The organism is Flavobacterium jumunjinense (assembly GCF_021650975.2).
In the GTDB taxonomy this organism is placed as follows: domain Bacteria; phylum Bacteroidota; class Bacteroidia; order Flavobacteriales; family Flavobacteriaceae; genus Flavobacterium; species Flavobacterium jumunjinense.
The window spans coordinates 571,512-591,273 of record NZ_CP091285.1 but is presented as its reverse complement, the minus strand read 5'-3'; the positions used below and the strand labels follow the sequence as shown (position 1 = coordinate 591,273).

At 30.5% G+C, this 19,762-nt stretch carries 19 protein-coding genes; all 19 read left to right on the top strand.

The features are described 5' to 3' along the window. Positions 1-9 precede the first annotated feature (9 nt). The 19 genes from L2Z92_RS02935 to L2Z92_RS02845 all read left to right on the top strand — a co-directional run bounded on the left by L2Z92_RS02935 (position 10) and on the right by L2Z92_RS02845 (position 19,760). Positions 10-474 (top strand): type VI secretion system contractile sheath small subunit, encoded by a 465-nt coding sequence (locus L2Z92_RS02935; RefSeq protein WP_236457356.1) that lies wholly within the window; start codon positions 10-12, stop codon positions 472-474. Between the two features lie 6 nt (positions 475-480). Next, complete coding sequence (locus tag L2Z92_RS02930; RefSeq protein WP_236457355.1) at positions 481-1,851, top strand: DUF5458 family protein; 1,371 nt, start codon at positions 481-483, stop codon at positions 1,849-1,851. A 111-nt stretch (positions 1,852-1,962) separates the two neighbouring features. Next, entirely contained in the window at positions 1,963-2,349 is a 387-nt protein-coding gene (gene tssD, locus L2Z92_RS02925) for a type VI secretion system tube protein TssD (RefSeq protein ID WP_236457354.1), read from the top strand. An 87-nt stretch (positions 2,350-2,436) separates the two neighbouring features. Beyond that, the gene (gene tssD / locus L2Z92_RS02920; RefSeq protein ID WP_236457353.1) at positions 2,437-2,832 is read left to right on the top strand and encodes a type VI secretion system tube protein TssD; all 396 of its coding nucleotides are present in this window, start codon (positions 2,437-2,439) and stop codon (positions 2,830-2,832) included. 6 nt (positions 2,833-2,838) lie between these two features. Further along, positions 2,839-3,792, top strand: a complete 954-nt coding sequence (locus tag L2Z92_RS02915; RefSeq protein ID WP_236457352.1) for a polymorphic toxin type 23 domain-containing protein — start codon at positions 2,839-2,841, stop codon at positions 3,790-3,792. After that, positions 3,793-4,359 (top strand): hypothetical protein, encoded by a 567-nt coding sequence (locus L2Z92_RS02910; protein ID WP_236457351.1) that lies wholly within the window; start codon positions 3,793-3,795, stop codon positions 4,357-4,359. A gap of 213 nt (positions 4,360-4,572) precedes the next feature. Continuing rightward, positions 4,573-5,283, top strand: a complete 711-nt coding sequence (locus tag L2Z92_RS02905; protein WP_236457350.1) for a tetratricopeptide repeat protein — start codon at positions 4,573-4,575, stop codon at positions 5,281-5,283. A 36-nt stretch (positions 5,284-5,319) separates the two neighbouring features. Then, on the top strand, positions 5,320-7,161 hold the full coding sequence (locus L2Z92_RS02900) for a type VI secretion system Vgr family protein (protein WP_236457349.1): 1,842 nt from the start codon (positions 5,320-5,322) through the stop codon (positions 7,159-7,161). A 2-nt stretch (positions 7,162-7,163) separates the two neighbouring features. Then, a complete protein-coding gene (locus tag L2Z92_RS02895) occupies positions 7,164-8,456 on the top strand; it encodes a hypothetical protein (protein ID WP_236457348.1) in 1,293 nt (430 codons plus the stop codon). 1 nt (position 8,457) lies between these two features. Then, positions 8,458-8,853 carry a carboxypeptidase-like regulatory domain-containing protein gene (locus tag L2Z92_RS02890; protein WP_236457347.1) on the top strand — a complete coding sequence of 132 codons (396 nt, stop codon included), beginning with the start codon at positions 8,458-8,460 and terminating at the stop codon, positions 8,851-8,853. A 5-nt stretch (positions 8,854-8,858) separates the two neighbouring features. Further along, entirely contained in the window at positions 8,859-9,665 is an 807-nt protein-coding gene (locus tag L2Z92_RS02885) for a hypothetical protein (protein WP_236457346.1), read from the top strand. A 20-nt stretch (positions 9,666-9,685) separates the two neighbouring features. Continuing rightward, a complete protein-coding gene (locus L2Z92_RS02880; RefSeq protein ID WP_236457345.1) occupies positions 9,686-13,360 on the top strand; it encodes a PAAR-like protein in 3,675 nt (1,224 codons plus the stop codon). A gap of 2 nt (positions 13,361-13,362) precedes the next feature. Continuing rightward, complete coding sequence (locus L2Z92_RS02875) at positions 13,363-14,136, top strand: hypothetical protein (protein ID WP_236457344.1); 774 nt, start codon at positions 13,363-13,365, stop codon at positions 14,134-14,136. A gap of 84 nt (positions 14,137-14,220) precedes the next feature. Continuing rightward, complete coding sequence (locus L2Z92_RS02870; protein WP_236457343.1) at positions 14,221-14,361, top strand: hypothetical protein; 141 nt, start codon at positions 14,221-14,223, stop codon at positions 14,359-14,361. A gap of 535 nt (positions 14,362-14,896) precedes the next feature. Continuing rightward, positions 14,897-15,046: a hypothetical protein gene (locus L2Z92_RS02865; protein WP_236457342.1), complete on the top strand. Its 150-nt coding sequence runs from the start codon at positions 14,897-14,899 to the stop codon at positions 15,044-15,046. A gap of 299 nt (positions 15,047-15,345) precedes the next feature. After that, on the top strand, positions 15,346-17,184 hold the full coding sequence (locus tag L2Z92_RS02860; RefSeq protein ID WP_236457341.1) for a type VI secretion system Vgr family protein: 1,839 nt from the start codon (positions 15,346-15,348) through the stop codon (positions 17,182-17,184). A gap of 2 nt (positions 17,185-17,186) precedes the next feature. Further along, positions 17,187-17,360, top strand: coding sequence for a hypothetical protein (locus L2Z92_RS02855; protein WP_236457340.1), 174 nt, complete (start codon positions 17,187-17,189; stop codon positions 17,358-17,360). Between the two features lie 67 nt (positions 17,361-17,427). Continuing rightward, positions 17,428-18,378 carry a DUF2931 family protein gene (locus L2Z92_RS02850; RefSeq protein ID WP_236457339.1) on the top strand — a complete coding sequence of 317 codons (951 nt, stop codon included), beginning with the start codon at positions 17,428-17,430 and terminating at the stop codon, positions 18,376-18,378. Between the two features lie 32 nt (positions 18,379-18,410). After that, positions 18,411-19,760 (top strand): T6SS phospholipase effector Tle1-like catalytic domain-containing protein, encoded by a 1,350-nt coding sequence (locus tag L2Z92_RS02845; RefSeq protein ID WP_236457338.1) that lies wholly within the window; start codon positions 18,411-18,413, stop codon positions 19,758-19,760. The last annotated feature ends 2 nt before the right edge of the window (positions 19,761-19,762 follow it).

The following is a 19,762-nucleotide window of genomic DNA, read 5'->3' as shown; positions in this document are numbered from 1 at the left end:
ACAAATAGTATGGCAAACACATTTTCAAATAGCTATGGAATCGGTGGGAACGAAGTCAAGGTAGAAGGACAAGAAGGAATTTTGGAAATTCCACAAAATAGAACATTAATTGCTCATAAATTAACTCCAAACACACCAGTGAAGCCACAAGTGGTTACTGGTTTGAAGAATATGGATGAAGTTTTTGAACATTTTGATCCAAAAGTAAAAGTTGCTTTTGAAGATGAAAAAGGACAAACAATAAGAGAAGAATTACAGTTTAAGAATGTTGGAGATTTTTCTATTAATGGAATATCGCAACAAAGTTCAATTTTGACTGACTTAAGGACAAAAAACGAACAATACAAAAAAATGATTAAACAACTGAAAACAAATAAAGTGCTTAAACTAGCATTGCAAGATCCAGATTCTAAGAAAGCAATTATAGAAACTTTAGAAACTTTAATTTCAGAAATAGAAGAATCAGACAAATAGACAATTATGGTAAACAATGAAAACAGTAGTGCTTTATCAGGGATTAATGAAGAGCATAAAGAAGTAGAACAATCACGTTCGTTAGAGCAAAGTTTAGAATCATTTATACAATTTGGAGGATTCGATTTATTAGAAGGTTCAATTGAAGGAGTTCAGAATTTGAACCCAGAAAGGAAAGCTAGAAAAAATATATTCCTTTCTGAATCAAGTAAAAAAGCGGAACGTCAAAACCTAAAGAAAATATTAAGATTGTGGTCAGATTCGTTAAAGTCTTCTGATAATTTGGTAGATTTAGTTAATGACTGTACAAATAAATCGGAAGAGTCTGAAAAGACATTCAAGAAGAATCTTAAAATTGCAATAGAAGAAACTAAAGAATTAGAAGAAAACTATAGAAGTATTGCTCTTTTTTATAAAAACACAGAAGAGAGTAAGTTAAAAAATATTTCTATTGTAAATGCTGAGCTAGATCAATTAAGTGATCTAGATAATACGCGTTTTATCGATAGTATTCAAGAAGAATTAGTTAATGGATTTGATCGTTTAGATTTAAGACAAAATTATTCTTTACTTGTTATTCCTGGTTATTTAGGTTCAAACAAAGTGGTTGAGAAATGGGCAAAAATTGCATATGATAATAAAGTAATGTTAATTACGGACTTTCAACATTTAGATGAACCGGATGATGTAATGGAAATGTTTGAATCTGCAAATTTAACAGGAGGAGATACTTATCGTTCAAATGTAATGATGGCTTGTAACTGGCTTGTTGGTAGAGGTAAACATGATGAAATAGATGAAGAGGACGATTTATATGTTGCTCCATCTATGGCATTAGCAGGAAAAGTGTATAATACTTTAATGTCTCAAATTACTGCGGGTAAGAAATTTGGAGGTATTAACGAGGTTGATGGAGTTAAATTTGATTTAAAGAAAAGCGAAATTGCTAACTTAGAAAACTTAGGTTTAATACCTATGGTTAATGAGTATGGTAAAGTAATGGCTTTTTCTGGAAAAACTTTATTTAATGGTGATAATTTAGGTCTTCAAACCTATTCTGTTGTTCGTGTATTTGATTATATCACTAAAGTGTTAATGGATTTCTTAAATAGAAGAGCATTTGAAAACTTCAATGCGAAAACTAGAAAAGAAATTTTAAATCAAATTGTAAAATTTTTAGATAACGTTGCCGGACCAGATAAATTAATCGAAGATTTCGATATTAAAAGATTCGAGCAAGACCCTAATCAAAAAGACAGAATATTTCTTGATATTAGGTTAAAACCTTACTTTCCAGCTAAAAATTTCTTAATAAAAATGGATGGTCAAAAAGGTGATGAAGGGAACGATTGGGATACAGATTATGCTGAATCATAAATAATTAATAAAAAAATAATATTTCGAAAGATAATTTTAAATAAAATTTTTATTACTTTTGAAGTCCAAACAAACAATAAACAATAAATTTTAATCTTTAAATATTACATTATGTCATTTAAATCAAAACTAAAAGTTGGCGGGAAAGAATTAAACATTTTAAGTGCAAGTTACGACTTGTTTCAAGAAGTTGACGCTAGCGGAAGACCTTCTTCAGTTACTCGTGGTGGAACAATTAATTTAGTAGTTGAAGCTACGGGAGATTCATTCTTCTTCGAATGGATGACGAATAACTTCGAAAGAAAAGACGGGACTATTCAGTATGTGAAACGTGATACTGACGCAAAACTAAAAGAATTAAACTTCAAAGAAGGTTATTTAATTAAGTATAAAGAAACTTTTGATGCTACAGGAAACAATCCATTAGTAGAGACTTTTACAATTTCTGCAAAAGAAATTTCTATGGGTGGTGGTGAGCATATTAACGAATGGGTATAATATTCCTTTCTTTATAATAATGAATTTTAAAGGGTTAGTATTGCTAACCCTTTATTGTCATTTTTTAATTAATCAAACTTTATAGATATGTCTTTTTTAGCAAAATTTGAGATTGATGGAGAAGTTATGAATGTCTTAGAGTTCCAATTCTCAATTGGACAAGATATTGATAAAAGCGGGAAGCCCTCAGCAGACCCTACAGGTGGTAGATTTAGAATGGTTCTAGAATCTACAAAAAGTACTATGTTATTTGATTGGATGATAAGTAACAATCAAACAAAAAACGGAAAAGTAACTTTTTTTAGAAGAGATGCAGTTTCGAAAATGAGAGAACTGCAATTTAATGATGGATACTGTATTGGCTATAATGAAATGTTTTTAGCTCAAAGTAATTCTTCAATGAGTGTAGAAATAATTGTTTCAGCAAAAGAGATAATTATGAACGGTTCTAAATTTAGTCGTAATTGGCCATTAAAATTTTAATGGAACATGGACGAGTTAGAAGCTAATTTCTTTATAGGATTAAGCATTCACTTTGGCGGACCTAAGAACTATATGTCAGGTACTGCTGGAGTTGGAGTGAGCAGAAAATTGGACTTTGTAACACCTGGTGTAAACCTTGGTGTTAATTTCTATAATGGTGGTTTAGGTTCGTTAACAAACAGTTCTAGTTTTAATATAGACACTGTAGTTACTGCTAAATTGACTGTTGGAGGAGGAGAAGGTGAACCAATGACAATACGTCCGTTGCACTTAAATAGTGGTTCTGGAATGGAGGATAGTTATAAATATTCAGCAACATTAGGAACAAATTTTATCTTAAATAATCACAATAGAAATCAACAAGTAGGTTTTCTTCAAGTTAGAGCATTCGATTTTAGCTTCCAAACCTACAATGATTTTCAAGGATTTAAAAAGATAGGTATTAGTGATGGCTTTGATCGTTGGTGGACTGGTGGAGGAAATATAACTATAGGAAACAATAATAGCGATTATCAATTAGTAATTGCTAGTGATGTTTTTACTGCAGATACAGATGTTGAACCTCGTTCAAAACAGATTATAGATGGAGAAGTTGTTGCTTCTGATGAAATGAAATTGGATGTTTTTGATAAAAATATTCCAGCATCAAAAGATAGTAACTTTTATGAGAAGTATTTTCTACATAAACCCAATATTGCATCAGAATTAAATCAAGATTATCTCGATGAACATAGGAATGGTATAACTTGGAATAGTCAAATGCACGATTTCGATTTAAACCAAGGTAGAACCTCATTTCGATTAAAAACTCCTGAAGGAGAGTTTGGAGTGAATGGTTTAGGAAAAAGTCATATGTGGTCTCAAAATAGTATACATAATATTATAAACTTTCACGTGATTCCATCAAATACTCCTAATTATTGGGAATTTCAAATGACACCATTAAAAAACCAATTTTAATTGAACAAGTTAATCATATTTCTCTTTTTTATTCTAATGAGTTGTGAAAAAGCACTTTATAACTCAAAGGAAGGTGTAGCAAATGAGAAATATAGATATTATAATAAAAATTTTACACTACCAGAACAGTCATCATTAAAAACAAAAGGAGTTTATATTTGTGTTTCTAATGAATTGTTCGATTATAAGGTAGAAAGTTATAAAAATAATTATTTAGAAAGAACACATCCAGCTTTAAAAGGGAATATTCCCTCAAAAGATACTGTTATAGCTTTTAAACGATACTTTTATTGTCAATTTGAAAACAATGGAAAGTGGAAACAATCTGGTGGATTTTATAGTCTAGCAGATTTAATAAAAGAAGTGAAAAAAATGGATAAAGAACAAAACTATGATATTTATAAAATTGAAAATGATAGTGTGTTTTTAGAATCCTATAATTGGTATCGAAAAAGATTCACTTATAGAAATGGAGTTGTTGTTTCTGATACTATTTTTTTAAAAGACCAAAAAAGTAGTAAAAATTCAAATACAGTAAAATATGTTTATTATCCTATTGAACTTTAAGTTTCTTTAGGCAATATTTTATAAATTTTGTTGTTAAGTATTTAGTATGTTTGTTTAAATTATTGATTTTAAGTTGAATAACTTTTAATCAGAAGTTGTGTAACAATTACTTGGAGAATTATCTAAAAGAAGGATATATCTCATAAAGTATTGTGAACTACAATATATTAAAGCAATAATAATTACTGAATAGATACCAATAAATTTATAGATATGAAAAAAATATATTTGCAATGTTTAATGATTTTTTGTCTTTGTCAAAATGTTATTTCTCAGTCGATTATAGAGAATAATTCATTTGATGATTTTTATTTAGAAGAACTATCCCAAGAAAATACTGCGCTTAAAAAGCGTATTCAACTATTCCCAGAAAAAGCTAAAATTGTAAATTCAAAAATTGCATCCTCTTTAAAAAATAAGGATTATCAATCGGCAATTGAGTTTACAAAAATTTTAGATAGTATTTTACCTAATAACAGTGATGTTAAGAATTTTAAAGGTAAAATGTATTATAAATTAAATAATCCCGAACTGTCATTACAATCATTTAATGAAGCTATAGCATTAGATGCTAATAATAAATGGTTTTATATGAATAAAATTGGTGTTTTATATGAAGCTGACAGATTTGAAGAAGTATTTCTAACATTTAATGAATTGTTAAGAATAGCTCCAAATTGGGCTATTGCTTATAATTCTAAAGCTGGAATATTATCCGGTTTTAATAGAAATGAAGAAGCTATGTTTTGCTATAATAAAGCTTTGAAAATTGAACCAAAGAGTGCTCAAATATTAACAAATAGAGGAGATTTGTTTCATAAATTAGGAGAAAAAGAAAAAGCATTATCAGATTATAAGCAAGCGTTAATTTATCAATCGGATTATCAGTCAGCAGCTGAAAAAATTAAAGAGATTTCGAATTAAATAATTTGTAAGATTCTAAAACAAATAAACAAAATCATGGCAATAAGTACAACAATAAGTATAAAAGTTGGAGGTGAAACTCTTACCCGATTTTCTAAGTTAGTGATACATCAAAAGGTACATACACATCATACTTTTTCATTATTACAACCTTTGCCAAAAGAATTTGTGAGTCAAGCAATAGATAAATCGCAAAGCTATATTGGTCAATCTATAAGTATTGAAATAAAGCCATCAAGTTTAAAAACAGCATCACCGCTTTTGTTTAATGGGATAATAACAGAAGCACAAATGATTCGTACTTCGGGGGCAGCTGGAGGAATCATAATCAATGGTTATAGTTCAACTATTGCAATGGAAGGGACACCAAAAACGCAATCTTTTTCAGACGATTCTTTCTCCGAGATTATAAAAAAAGTGGCAGGTAATTATCCACAAAAAGAACTTAAACCAACAATAGAAATTAAGAATGACGTAACCTTGCCTTATGTAGTTCAATACAGAGAAAGTGATTTTGGATTTGTATGTAGAATGGCACAAAAAAGAGGACAATGGTTCTATTATAATGGAGAAGAATTAATATTTGGTCAACCAAAATCTAAAAATTTCGTATTAGAGTATGGCCGATCGTTACACAGTTTTAATATCGAAATGCGAGCGAAACCACTAGGTTTTGAATATTTAGGATATGATTCTAGTAATGCAGAAAAACAAAAAGCGAATGCTACAGAAGTAAATTACCAGCCAGAAGGCTATTCTAAAGTAATGTATGAGAGTTCTAAAAAGCTTTTTCCAGACGATTCAACGATGCTTTATACACACCCTATTGAAGAAGGAAGTGCACGAACACATTTAATAGATAGAGTAACCACACAATTGCAATCTCGAGCAGCCGATTTAGTAACTGCAAAAGGAGATAGTGACGAAACAGGATTGCGAATTGGAGACGTCGTTTCTATTCAAGAACCTGCTTTTTCAATGACAGGTAATCTATTAGATGGTCTGCAAGAGCAAAATTTCGGAAGCTATATTATTACCGATATTACTCATGTTTGTGAAGAATCAGGCTCCTATCACAACACTTTTCAAGCCGTTCCAGATACCGTTTTAGCACCACCTTATGGAAACGTACACAATCATCCAACAGCAGATACGCAACCCGCAGTTGTTACAGATAATAATGATCCATCAGGATTAGGCCGTGTGCAAGTAAAGTTTGCTTGGCAAGACGGAAACTCACCATGGATTCGTATGATAAATCCACATGCAGGAGGAGGAAAAGGAATGTATTTTATTCCAGAAATTGGAGAAGAAGTATTAGTTGGTTTTGAAGCAGGAAATGCAGAGAAACCTTTTGTTCTTGGTGCAATGTATAACGGTAGTGAATCTTCAGGGTATACTACTTCTGGAAACAATATTAAAGCAATTCATACGCGTAGTGGACATATTGTAAAATTTACAGAAGATGAAAGTATTATTATTACTGATAAAAGCGGAAATGAAATTCATTTTGATACTGTTGGCAGTAATATAAACATTACTGCACCGAAGACTATTAATATTCAAGCAACAGATATTAATATCTCAGCTTCAAATGATATTACTATTTCAGCAGGGAATAATAAAACTGTAGGAGTTGGTGCAAATCAAAATATTTCTGTTGGTAACTCAAACAGTACAAGTATAAGTGGGAATAATACTTTGAATGTAGGAGGAGAAATGATGGAAACTATTATGGGTGATTTGAAATCACACACTGAAAAACAAAGGGTTGTTAGTAGTGAAAAAGGTTATGAGGCAGCGACTAGTGGAGCTATTAATAAGCATTCTCAAAAAGAGATTCAGAATAATAGTGGAGAAAAAGCAAAAGCACATTAAGAATGACTAGAACAAGAATTGTAGGAGGGAAAATAATAGAAACAACAGGTGGAGATTACAATATCTATACGAAAGAAAATATTGTATACAGTGCTGGAACAACAATAACAGAAACTGGTGTAGAGAAAGGTGTAAGCTATGGAGAACCAGAAATCTATACTAATGAAGTAGCATCAGAAGTTACCATAAAAATATTAAATAATACTTTTTTACCCTTAGGGATTGAAAATGTAAAGGGAGAAATAGAAAATAAAACAATTCAATTTGAAATTCGTTTAAGAAAAGGAAAAGTCGAAAACTTAATTCTAAATGTAAAGCATGATGGGACAGCCATTTTTACTAAAAAAATAGAAGAAACAATTCGTTTAGGCGATAAAATAATTGTGGATTGGGATGGGTTTTCAGATTCAAAAATATATGACAGTACATTTTTTACAAACGGAGAGCTCATCGTAGAGCTTACTGGAGCAGATAATGAGGCAAAGGATACTTTTAAATCCAAATATGATGAAGTAAAATGGGTAGATATTAAGATAGATGATACTGCTAAAAAAATTGATGTTATTTTAAGAGTAGACCTTAAAGATGGTAGGGCAAAAGGAATTAACGATGCGGATAAAGTGTCAAAAAGTGCTATTACGCATTATAATATTCAACCTTTTATAAAGCAAAATAAATCGTATGAAGATCTAAAAAAAATGGCGCTAGAAGGGATTGATACTTATTGGAGTAGAACAAAAAGTAATAATGCAAAAAATAAAAATGGTGGTGTTTTGATTAATGGGAACGTTTATGAAGTACATGTGAAATCGATATGTCAAGATGAAAACGGAATGCCTGCACCAGAAATAACGTATTGGACAAATACAAAACTTAATCTTATTCAAGAAATACTTGGAGCTAATAGATCTAGAAACTGGGCATTATCAAGAAAGTTATTTTATATAGAAGGTTATTATCATCAAGATGGTTATAGTAGCACTACAAAAGATTGGTTATACATTTATCCAAGTAATGCTACAAAAGATTTTATTGAAACTGCAGCTCATGAATTAGGACACGAAATCCTCAAAGAATATCTTAGTTTTGGGAAATCAATTACTCATAAAGGTTCGTCATCAGTAATGCAAAGCCCTAATGGAGAATATACATATCCTAAAAATGGAGGCGAAATAGATATAATGAAATATGTTGAATATACAGAAGTCAAACCAATTGATTTTTATGATCGAGTTATTGCAGATGAGAAAGATGTATTAGGCTTATTATGGTGTTCTAAACTAAAAATTAAGTAAGATGAAGAATTTTCTAATTATTTGTTTTTTCTATTTGTTTTCATGTTCATCTGCTAAAAAACATGTCATACAAAACGAAATTAATGGAACGGTGTTGAACATAGAAAATGAAACAGTTAGTAATGTTGATGTTAAATTCTATAATGATGGAGACGATTTTGGATTTGTCCCTAAGTCTTTAAAAACAGATGAAAATGGATTTTTCAGTGTTAAAGAAGTAAAAGTAAAAGGAGATTACCGAATCACAAATTTGTTAAGTGAAAAATTACCAAGTAAAATCATTTTCAAAAAAGAAGGTTATTTATCAGATACAATTAGAATAGCAGATTATTCGAATGCAAATAAAGAAGAAGTGATGAAAATGAATGTCATACTAAAAAGAGTCATAAATAACTAATTTTCATGTCTGATTCATTCAATAAAACAATAGCAATAGGATCAAATTACTTTGAAATAACAAACGAAATAAAAATTAAATTTGCTGATGCGAATCATAAAGCAAAAGTAACATATGATTTACTATTTAAGAAAAAACCAGAAGAAGAGTATGATGTAGAAATGAATCGATTAAACTATTTAGTCAATGGGAATGAAATAATCAATAAATTTTCAAGTATTTCTAATGATTATTTTCAATGTTTATTTCCGTTGCAATTTAAAATTGTTGATAACGAATTTCAGCTCTATAATTATAAAGAAATAAAAAAAAGAATAGCTAAAAAAGACATTTTCTTAATCAACAAATATAACGGAGAAGGATTAGATTATATCAGAAAAGAATTTCTAAAGAAAGTTGAAGACGAAATAAAAATGATAGCATTTGTAAACTCTTTGAATGTTATAAATATTCTTAATTTGACTTTAAAGCGATACTTAAAAGAAACTAACTATCCATTTAATTGGACAACTCCAGCATTAGGTCTTACCTGTTGGAATTTGAAAATGAATGGAAATAGAATGGATGAAATTAATTTTCTTTCTGAAGAATTGAATCAAAAGGAATTTATAAATTCGTTGCGTAACTATTTTGTAGCAAATAAAATAAACAACAGTATCAATGAAGATGAAATAGTAGAAAATGAGTTTGCAGTAAAAATATGCTACGAAAGTAATAAATTAAATGTTTTACAAACAGATGCTAAATGTAAGATTGTGCTTGGGAACCACTTTGAATATGAAGAAAAAATAATCATAAAATCTAAGATTTAGTACAAAACAAACAACAGAACATGGAACCACTAACAGATGAAGAAAGAGAAGCAAAAATTGTAACTTTAGAAGCTGAGCAAGAAAATAAAGAAGCCGAAAAGGAAGAGCAGAAAGAGGCAGAAAAAAGTGAGCACGAAGATAAGTACTTTGTTGTTAATGGTGGTACATGTGTTTGTAACAAAGCTCAAGATGTTAATAAAGAGGCTGAAATTGTTGTGTCAAAAAATAGTAAATTGATCATTAATGACGATGCTAAAAAATTTGCTGCAACCGAAGAAGATATTAAAATGAAACCTGCATCATCTACTTTTGGAAAATGTATATTGCAACCTACAAGTAGTGATTATTTGGCTTGTATGCCTGCGTTTTTACCTAAATGGGAAAAAGCTTATGACAAGAAAACCGTTGATGGAAAAAAAATATTAACAGAACTTTCCACATTACAATGTACAATTGGAGGGAAAATAGAAATTAAAAAACACGGACAAGAGTATAGTGTTGTAAAAGAGCATGCCGAAAATACAAATGCAGCCGAACAAGCCTTGGTTAATCCTGCAGTGCCAATGCCAGTTTTGGAAATGAAATACCCAAGCGTTTCAAGTATTGTTTTAAAAGAAATTACAGGAAGAGCAAGGTTTGGCGAAATAAAGTCAGAAGGTTCAGGTGTTGAAAAAATAAGGATACGTTTAAATGAAGAGCTAACCTTCAAGGCAAATTTAAATAAAGGAAACGAAAAACTTACTTCGTGGGTAATCTATGAAATGAAAATGGGTAAAGTTGCAGCGAAATTTATCACTTTAGAACAAAAAGGGACTTCTTTTCAAAACACTTTTTCAACATTAGGAACATATCGTGTAGAGGGCTACGGAAAGCCTAAAACACCAACGTATAATGATGGGAAAAATGATAAAAATTATACCGATTGTTCTATCGATGTTGAAGTTATTGTCAACAAGTTAGACGGGAATGTTCTACTCCCAAAAGAAGCAAGTAATTTTACAAGAGTTAAAGGGAAAGAAAACACACTACGACAAGGAACGCCAGCTACTTTTGAAGCGAAGTTTCTATTAGATCCAAATAAAGAAGAGTTAGGAAACCTACAAATATATGCAACCGATGCTTCGGGTAATGTTGTTGCGTCTGGAACACAATCTGGAAATACATTCACGTTTACACCAACAAATTCTAAAGCGAAGTATACCATTCTTGCGAAATATACTAATTTAGAAGGACAAGTAGAAACCCAAACTTTCAGTGCAACTACAGAAAGTATTTATGTGAACAGTATTTCTCATGCAGATGAAGTTATTCGTCCAGAAACACCTATGAATTTTAAAGTGGTTAATACCCAATTTAAAACTACAGGAAGTTTAACCAATGAAGAAGCTGCAACAGTAAAATGGAATTTGAACGGACAGCTTGTTGGAACAGGTTCGTGTGTAGAAATTCCAGGAGTTTACTTTTTAAAAGAAGGGAAATATGTAGTTGAAGCTTATGTAAATACAGCTAATGCAAGTGTAACAAGCGGTTCAAATAAAGACAATGAAAAAGACGATTGGCATTTTGAAGTAAAGAAAAACGATGTTCTTCGATTTGGCTATATAGGTGGCGTACCTAAAGTTGGAAAAACGACCCAACTTAAAGCTGATAAATTTATAATGCCGCCAATAGCAGGTGAAAAAGTAGTATGGAATGTTTTTGGTAAAATACTCGAAAATACAAGCTATAACAATCCAGTGATAGACATAACGCCTGGATATGCGCGTAAAGAAAATGTAACATGCAAAATTAACCATCAAAAAGGAGTTTCACAAAGTATAGAGATTGCGGAAGCAGAAATACTAGACGCTCATTTTACCGATAGTAACGGAATTAAAATTGAGAATGCAAGCTGGGAACAAACGGTTTATATATATATAGATGCAAAACATCTGTCAGGAGAAGAAATAAATATAAAAGTATACGATCAAGATTATTTTGATGGTAATGATCATGTAGGTTCTGTAAATACAAAGAGTTATAACGGAAAACCCCTAGAATTCAAACTGGATAAAACAGTAAAGGATAAAACGGGTTCAAACGGGAAATTATACTTTAAAGTTTCTGCACCACACTTAACCTTAAAGAATAGCGATACGAGATTTCCAAGTGAAAAATTGACCGTTGAAGACGCTATTAACTTCGAAAACCCAATTATAGGCGAAGAAAATGGCTTAAAAAAACATTATCTAGTAGATTATGATGATATAAGTTGGTTCTATGTAAACACAACAGGAATAAAAGACACAACAAAGTTAAAAATAGGTGTTTGGCAATACAATAAAGAAAAGGAATTAGTACATATATTGGCTTTAAAGCATACATTAGATAAAGACGGAGTTCTAAAAGCAAAAATAGAATGGAATAAAATACAAAAAATAAAAACATCACGCATAGTTTACATACGAGTAAAAGACGAGAACGACAAAATACTGTGTGATTCAGTAAGTAAAATGAACGAAGCTGCCTTAACCTTGCAGTTTACTCCTACTGCTGTAAAAATGGTCGAAAATAAAGCGGCTATGGTGGTGGGAACAAGTCCAGTTGTTAAAATTGAAAAAGAAAAACAAGTTATTTTTCCACTCTTAGTAAAGCCTGAAAACGATAAAGGAAAAAAATGGGGTAAAACAAGGAATTGGACGGCAAATCAAGGAGCAAATATGACTACTTTTAATGCAAATAGAGATGGGGGAAAAAGAAAACATGCAGCGAGAGATTTATATACTAATGAATTAGAATCTGTTGTAGCAATATGTGCAGGAGTTGTTCTCGATGTTTCAGATTTTTACTGTAAAACACATGAAGTTGTTATTTCTCATAAGACTAAAGATGGTCGTTCTTTTATAATTAGATATGGAGAGTTAGACCCAAAGAGTATAAAGGTTGTTGTTGGTCAAGAGATTGAACAAGAACATGAGATTGGTAAAACAGGAAAGTTATTGAAATACTTGCCAGTTAAAAAAGAATATACTCCTTTAATGAAAATTGGTGAAGATATAGTGTATATGTTGCATTTTGAGCATTTTACTGGAGCTAAAGGATTAGATATAAAAGAGTCACTTTCTAATAGTACTAAGCCATATAGTAGAAGAAGTGATTTGATAGATTCATTATCTATTTTGCAAGAAGGTTATAGGAATTCGTTTGGAGTTGTTTCTCAAATAGTAAAAAATGATGATGATGGTTTTACAGAACATGATGCAAGGTTAGTATTAATGAAAATATATGATCTTTATGGAAAAGAAATGGCTCAAACAATTGAGAGTATGTATAGATGGGAGTGTAAACATTTTAAATCTGAACAATATAAAAATTGTGGAGCACCTGGAATGGAAGTTTCTGGTAATAATTCTGCTCCTAATTATGGTTGGGATGGTACTTTGTACTTAAGTCATCCAGAGTATAAGCCTGTTGGATTATGGGAAGCTTTTGAAGGTAAAGGTAAGAGTGGTCAAGGTGGAAATGCTCAGATTAATGATAAAAAGAAGAAATATATAAAGTTTCCTAGTGTAGAAGCAGGAATGATGTATGTTGTTAATTTTATTCAAAGACATGATAATAATATTGGAAGGTGGCATTCGTTAGATGCTACAATACAAAATAATTATAAAAAAGATATTAAAACAGCAGTTCCAAGAATAGTAAATAGTTTTTAAAAATGAAAAAAAGAACATCCTTATTTGTAGGTTTTTTAGTTACCTTATTTCTTATTAATTGTAAGCAAAATAAAAAACAAGTCGAAGACGTTTCAAATCTAAATGTTATAGAATCAGTAGAAAAAAGTAGTTTGAATAGTTGTGAAGAAACTTTATTTAAAGTAGTTCAATCTAGTGATTTGGATTTTAGAGGCGTTAAAAATTTCTTTGTGAGAGTTGAGTCGATAGAAGAAGACGAAATTACAATGCAGGTATATTTTGAAAATAATTTATCAGATAATGTAAATCAAAAGCAAATTGTAGAAAGTACAATAGCTTGGCTTTTATTTTTGCCAAATAGGAACGAATTATTAAATATAACAGCTGATCCTGAAAATCCTGAAAATTTAAATTTTAAATATCATGTTGAGGATGATTTTTTTAAAAATTGTAATATAGAGAAAAAAAAAATAACGAAACCTTCAATTGATTGTATAGATTTAGAAGTTGAAATGGGTAGTGGTCAAGAATGTTTAATTAAAAATACCACTATTGAAGTAGTTTATAAAAATGTTATACTTAATAAAGAACTTGAGGATGTAAAGTGGTTTTTAGAACAATTGCCAAAAGAGAATAAAACATTAGAGATTAAACAAAATGGATTAAACACAATTGACTATGTTATAGATGAAAATGCAATTGAAGTTTTAATGTATTATGATGGTGGTTTGACAGAATTAATAATCAAAAAAATGAATAATGACGTAAAAAAATCTATTATTTATAATGCGGATTAATTAGTTTTAAAACCAATTATAAGCGAAGAAAATGGCTTAAAAAAACATTATCTAGTAGATTATGATGATATAAGTTGGTTCTATGTGAATACAACAGGAATAAAAGACACAACAAATTTAAAAATAGGTGTTTGGCAATATAATAAAGAAAAAGAATTAGTACATATATTGGCCTTAAAGCATACATTAGATAAGGATGGAGTTCTAAAAGCAAAAATAGAATAAAATACAAAAAATAAAAAGATTACGTATTGTTTACATATGAGTAAAATACGAGAACGACAAAATATTTTGTGATTCAGTAAGCAAAATGAACGAAGCAGCTTAACCTTGCAGTTTATTCCTGTTCATTTCATTTTTAAAAAGAGCATATTTATATATAATTATTCCCATTTTACTTTTAAAATGGACATACTGATATATCAACCTATTCATTTTATTTTCAAAAAGAGCATAATTATATATAATTATTCTCATTTTACTTTTAGAATGGACATACTGATATATCAACCTATTCATTTTTATTTTTAAAAAGACAATTATTATGTTTAATATATTTTTTAAAATTTTAATATTGATACTGTTTTTAGTTGAGGATGCTTCGGAAAGCCTTGTTTTAAAGTTTTTGCACCTCAGTTAACCTTAAAGAATCAAGAGAAAACTTATCCAAAGTTAGAATTTAAAGTTAAAAATAAAGTAACTTTTTCAAATACTATTATTGGCGACGAAAATGGATTAAAGAAATATTACCTATTTAATTATGAACATACTTTGGTTTTGTGTAAACACTACAGGAATTCAAGAAAAAGAAGTGATTTCTAATGAATATATTGAAAGAGAATGGGATCAACTTAGAAGTAAATTACTCATTTTTAGAAAACGGAAGTTTAAGCCTGAAAGAAATAATTAAATTTAAAATTTCGGATGCACGGAATTTTGAGAAAATAAACCTATAATAAATATTCTTCTAAGAAAATCCTTTTTTATTACAGATAAAACAAAATTTTGGAGGCTATTATTTTAATGTCAATTTATCAGTTATAATAAAAATAATAAATTGATATTAAAGGGAGCTAACTGCAAAATTGAAACTTATTCTTTTAAACAATTAGTTATGAAATAGAAAAGAAATTAAAAATCATTAAATAAAAGATTTTTTTTTATTAAATTTACCTCTTAGGTTTTACAAAACAAACAAATAAATACATCATGGCAATAAGCACTACTATACGCATCCAAATTGGAGGCGAATCTCTTACGCGATTTTCTAAGTTAGTGATACATCAAAAAGTACATACACATCATACTTTTTCATTATTACAACCTTTACCAAAAGAATTTGTGAGTCAAGCAATAGATAAATCACAAAGCTATATTGGTCAAACCATAAAAATTGAGATACAACCTTCAAGTTTAAGAACATCATCACCACTTTTGTTTAATGGGATAATAACAGAAGCACAAATGATTCGTACTTCGGGAGCAGCAGGAGGAATCATAATAAATGGTTATAGTCCAACCATTGCAATGGAAGGAACACCAAAAACACAATCTTTTTCAGACGATTCTTTGTCAGATATCATAAAAAAAATTACAGGCAGCTATCCTCAAAGAGAACTGCAACCGACAGTTGATATAAAAAACGATACAAGTTTGCCTTATGTAGTGCAATACAGAGAAAGCGATTTTGGCTTTGCCTGTAGAATGGCACAAAAAAAAGGACAATGGTTCTATTATAATGGAGAAGAATTAACATTCGGTCAACCAAAATCTAAAAATTTCGTATTAGAATATGGTCGATCGTTGCACAGTTTCAATATCGAAATGCGTGCGAAACCACTAGGTTTTGAATATTTAGGATATGATTCTAGTAATGCAGAAACACAAAAAGCGAATGCTACAGAAGTAAATTACCAGCCAGAAGGCTATTCTAAAGTAATGTATGAGAGTTCTAAAAAGCTTTTTCCAGACGATTCAACGATGCTTTATACACACCCTATCGAAGAAGGAAGTGCACGAACACATTTAATAGATAGAGTAACCACACAATTGCAATCTCGAGCAGCCGATTTAGTAACTGCAAAAGGAGATAGTGACGAAACAGGATTACGAATTGGAGACGTCGTTTCTATTCAAGAACCTGCTTTTTCAATGACAGGTAATCTATTAGATGGTCTGCAAGAGCAAAATTTTGGAAGCTATATCATTACTGATATTACTCATGTTTGTGAAGAATCGGGCTCCTATCACAACACTTTTCAAGCCGTTCCAGATACCGTTTTAGCACCACCTTATGGAAACGTACACAATCATCCAACAGCAGATACGCAACCCGCAGTTGTTACAGATAATAATGATCCATCAGGATTAGGCCGTGTGCAAGTAAAGTTTGCTTGGCAAGACGGAAACTCACCATGGATTCGTATGATAAATCCACATGCAGGAGGAGGAAAAGGAATGTATTTTATTCCAGAAATAGGAGAAGAAGTATTAGTTGGTTTTGAAGCCGGAAATGCAGAGAAACCTTTTGTTCTTGGAGCAATGTATAACGGTAGTGCATCGAGTGCCTATGCGACTTCAGGTAACGATAAAAAGGTGATACAATCTAGAAGCGGAACAAAAATAATCATGAACGATGCAGAAGGAAGTGTTTTTGTTGAAGATCCAAGTGGAAACACATGGATGATGGATGGAAAAGGAAATATTAGTGTTAATGCGACTAAAAATTTCTCCATTGCAGCAGGTGAAAACGTGAGTATTTCAGCAGGAAAAAATATATCAGTAAGTGCAGGAGCAAATATTGATAATTCTGCCAATGAAAACATTACAACAGTTGCGGGTACAGATATTATACAAAGTGCAACAGGAGATATTAAGGAATCATCAGATAAACGCACTGAAATAGTAGATAAAGATTTTATGCGTCAAGCTGATATTTCTAATGAAATAGCTTCAGAGGTTTCTATTTTCAGTGAAAAAGAAAATATGACACTTCAAAGCGGAAAAACAGTAGAGTTTAATAGTGCAGAAAAATCTAAATTATTCTAATTATGGCTATTCACAAAAAAGCAAAAAATATGCATATTACTGTTGTGACCGATTATAATTTGGTGGTTGGAGGAAAGTTGGACAAAGTCACAAGTAAGTTTAATACAGAAGCTAAAAACGGAAACTTAAATCTAATTTCAAATAAAAAAATAGTATCCGATGGTAATAAAGGATAAGTTTATACAATTATTATTTATCATCTTAGTCTCAAACATACTCACTATTTCATGCCAAAATATTAAAATGGAACAAAAATTTGATTGGTCAGCAACATTATCAGCACCTAAAGAATATCCAGTGCAAGTTTATGAGGGTAATATTATAGCAAAAGATTATCAACAATCTTTTACAGGTTTTGGAGATGTTAATACAGGATGGGGAAATTATGCTGCTTCCGTTATTATGGGACCAGACGTTAAAAGCATTCCTGATAGTTTAAACATTGCTTGGCATTCCTATGTGAATCAAAAAAACTTTATAGGAAAATGGAAGCTTCCTAAGGAGCAAATTTATAAGTTGTTTGAAGAAGGTTTTGTAGACTCTTCAACGAATATGAAAATAACATACACTACTATTGTTGTTGGGTTATCTCCAAATGGATTAGCTGTTCTTTGGCTACAAGGAGGGGCTAAACAAATAGAAGTGGCACATTTTGTAGCAACTGAAGATGTACATTTAGATATTTCAAAAATAGAGAATGCTTATATGTTTGAAAAGGAATATAACGATATCGTTTTGTCAGATTTGAATGAACAGTATAATACTATCGATAGAATTAAACAAGAGACTTATCCAGCCTTAGATGTTTATGAAATTTTTAGAAATAGATATTTATGGAAACCTTTAATAGAGTTGCCAAATGGCAATAAACTTAATGAGTTTGTTCTTCATACTTATAATGGTGAAGTAGAAATAGATGGTCCAAATACAAGTGGAATTGCAATCGATTATCAAAAAAGAGCAATCATAAAATCAATTTCATTTAGTTGGATTGATGAACATAATAAAAAAGTTGCCGATTGTTGGTTAGAAAATTTCAATGAAAATGAAATAGTTAAGGCTTTTGGAAGCTTTAATGAATCTGAAAAAATTGATTTAATAATTAAAATAGTTAACAATTCCAAAGTAAATCTATTGTTGAAAAGTAACGATAAAGAGATAGAGATTAAAAATTTTAAAACGATAATAGAGTAATCTATTAAACAATAAATTTAAAAAATAAGCATATGTCAATAAATGTAAGTTTTAGCGACTATTCACCACCTGAACCACCTAAGGGAACTATTAGTTTAAATATTGGTATTTTCTTCGATGGTACGCTTAATAATAAAAACAATACTCAAGAAAAATTAAATAATTCAGAGCATTTTAAGAAGAACGGTGTTGATAAAAAGCAGAGCTCTAGTTACTATAATGATAAGTCAAATGTAGCTCGACTTTGGGAATTTTACGAAGAACCACATAAAATCTATGTAGAAGGAATTGGAACTGAAGATAGAGAAGAAGATTCTACTATGGGTTTTGCTTTTGGAACAGGAGACACAGGTATTAGAGGTAAGGTGAGAAAAGGTTGTGAAAGAATTTCAGATATTGTTAAACAAGAAAAAGACAATGGTAAAGCATCAAAAATTAATGTTTTAACATTTGATGTATATGGTTTTAGTAGAGGAGCTGCCGCAGCAAGAAACTTTGTTCATGAGATAAGTAAAGCAAAATACAAAGCAAGGGTAAAAACTATTAGAAGAGGTAAAAGTACAATTACACAAAAATCCGATAGTGATGGGAAAGTTACACAGCGTGATGATTTTCCGAGAAGAGGTCATTTAGGTTTGCAACTAGAAGAAAAGGGAATAGAAGTAGATATTGTTAGGGTTCGATTTTTAGGTATTTATGATACGGTTTCTTCATATTCTAAATACTTTTCAGTTTCTCCAAATTTTAATGATGTAGAAGAATTAGGATTAAATGATATCGGGGCAGCAAGTAATGTAGTTCATTATGTTGCAGCAAACGAACATAGAGAAAATTTTTCATTGACTAATACAAATATTGGAATACAGAAATCTTTTCCTGGAGTACATTCAGACATTGGAGGAAGTTATTATGATGGAGTTGAAGTTATTAAAGAGATTGAAACTTCTTGGGGTAAAAACACTTCACTAGATCCTTTGAGAGAGCGTCTAGTTAATGAAGGGTGGTACAAGTCAGATCAATTAGAAATTACTGGAGGAAACTTATATTGGGCACTGCAAGGAACAAGGGACCTAAAGAAAACATATAGTTATATTCCTTTGCATTTTATGGGCGAATCGTGTGTGAATAAGCAAGTAAAAATGAATAAAGCTAAGCTTGAGAATGCATATAAGATGTCTGATAACCCTTTATTAGTACGTGTAAAAGAAAAATTGAGAGGATATGTTTTTGGAGATGAAAAGGAATATTTGTTAGACAATTCGTTGTCTCCAGTTGAAAGAGCAGATTTGTTAAAGCTTAGAAATGAATACTTGCATTGGTCTGCTAAAAGAGAAGGTATAGGAATGGACCCAAATAGTGATAGAAATAGAGTCTATTATTAAAA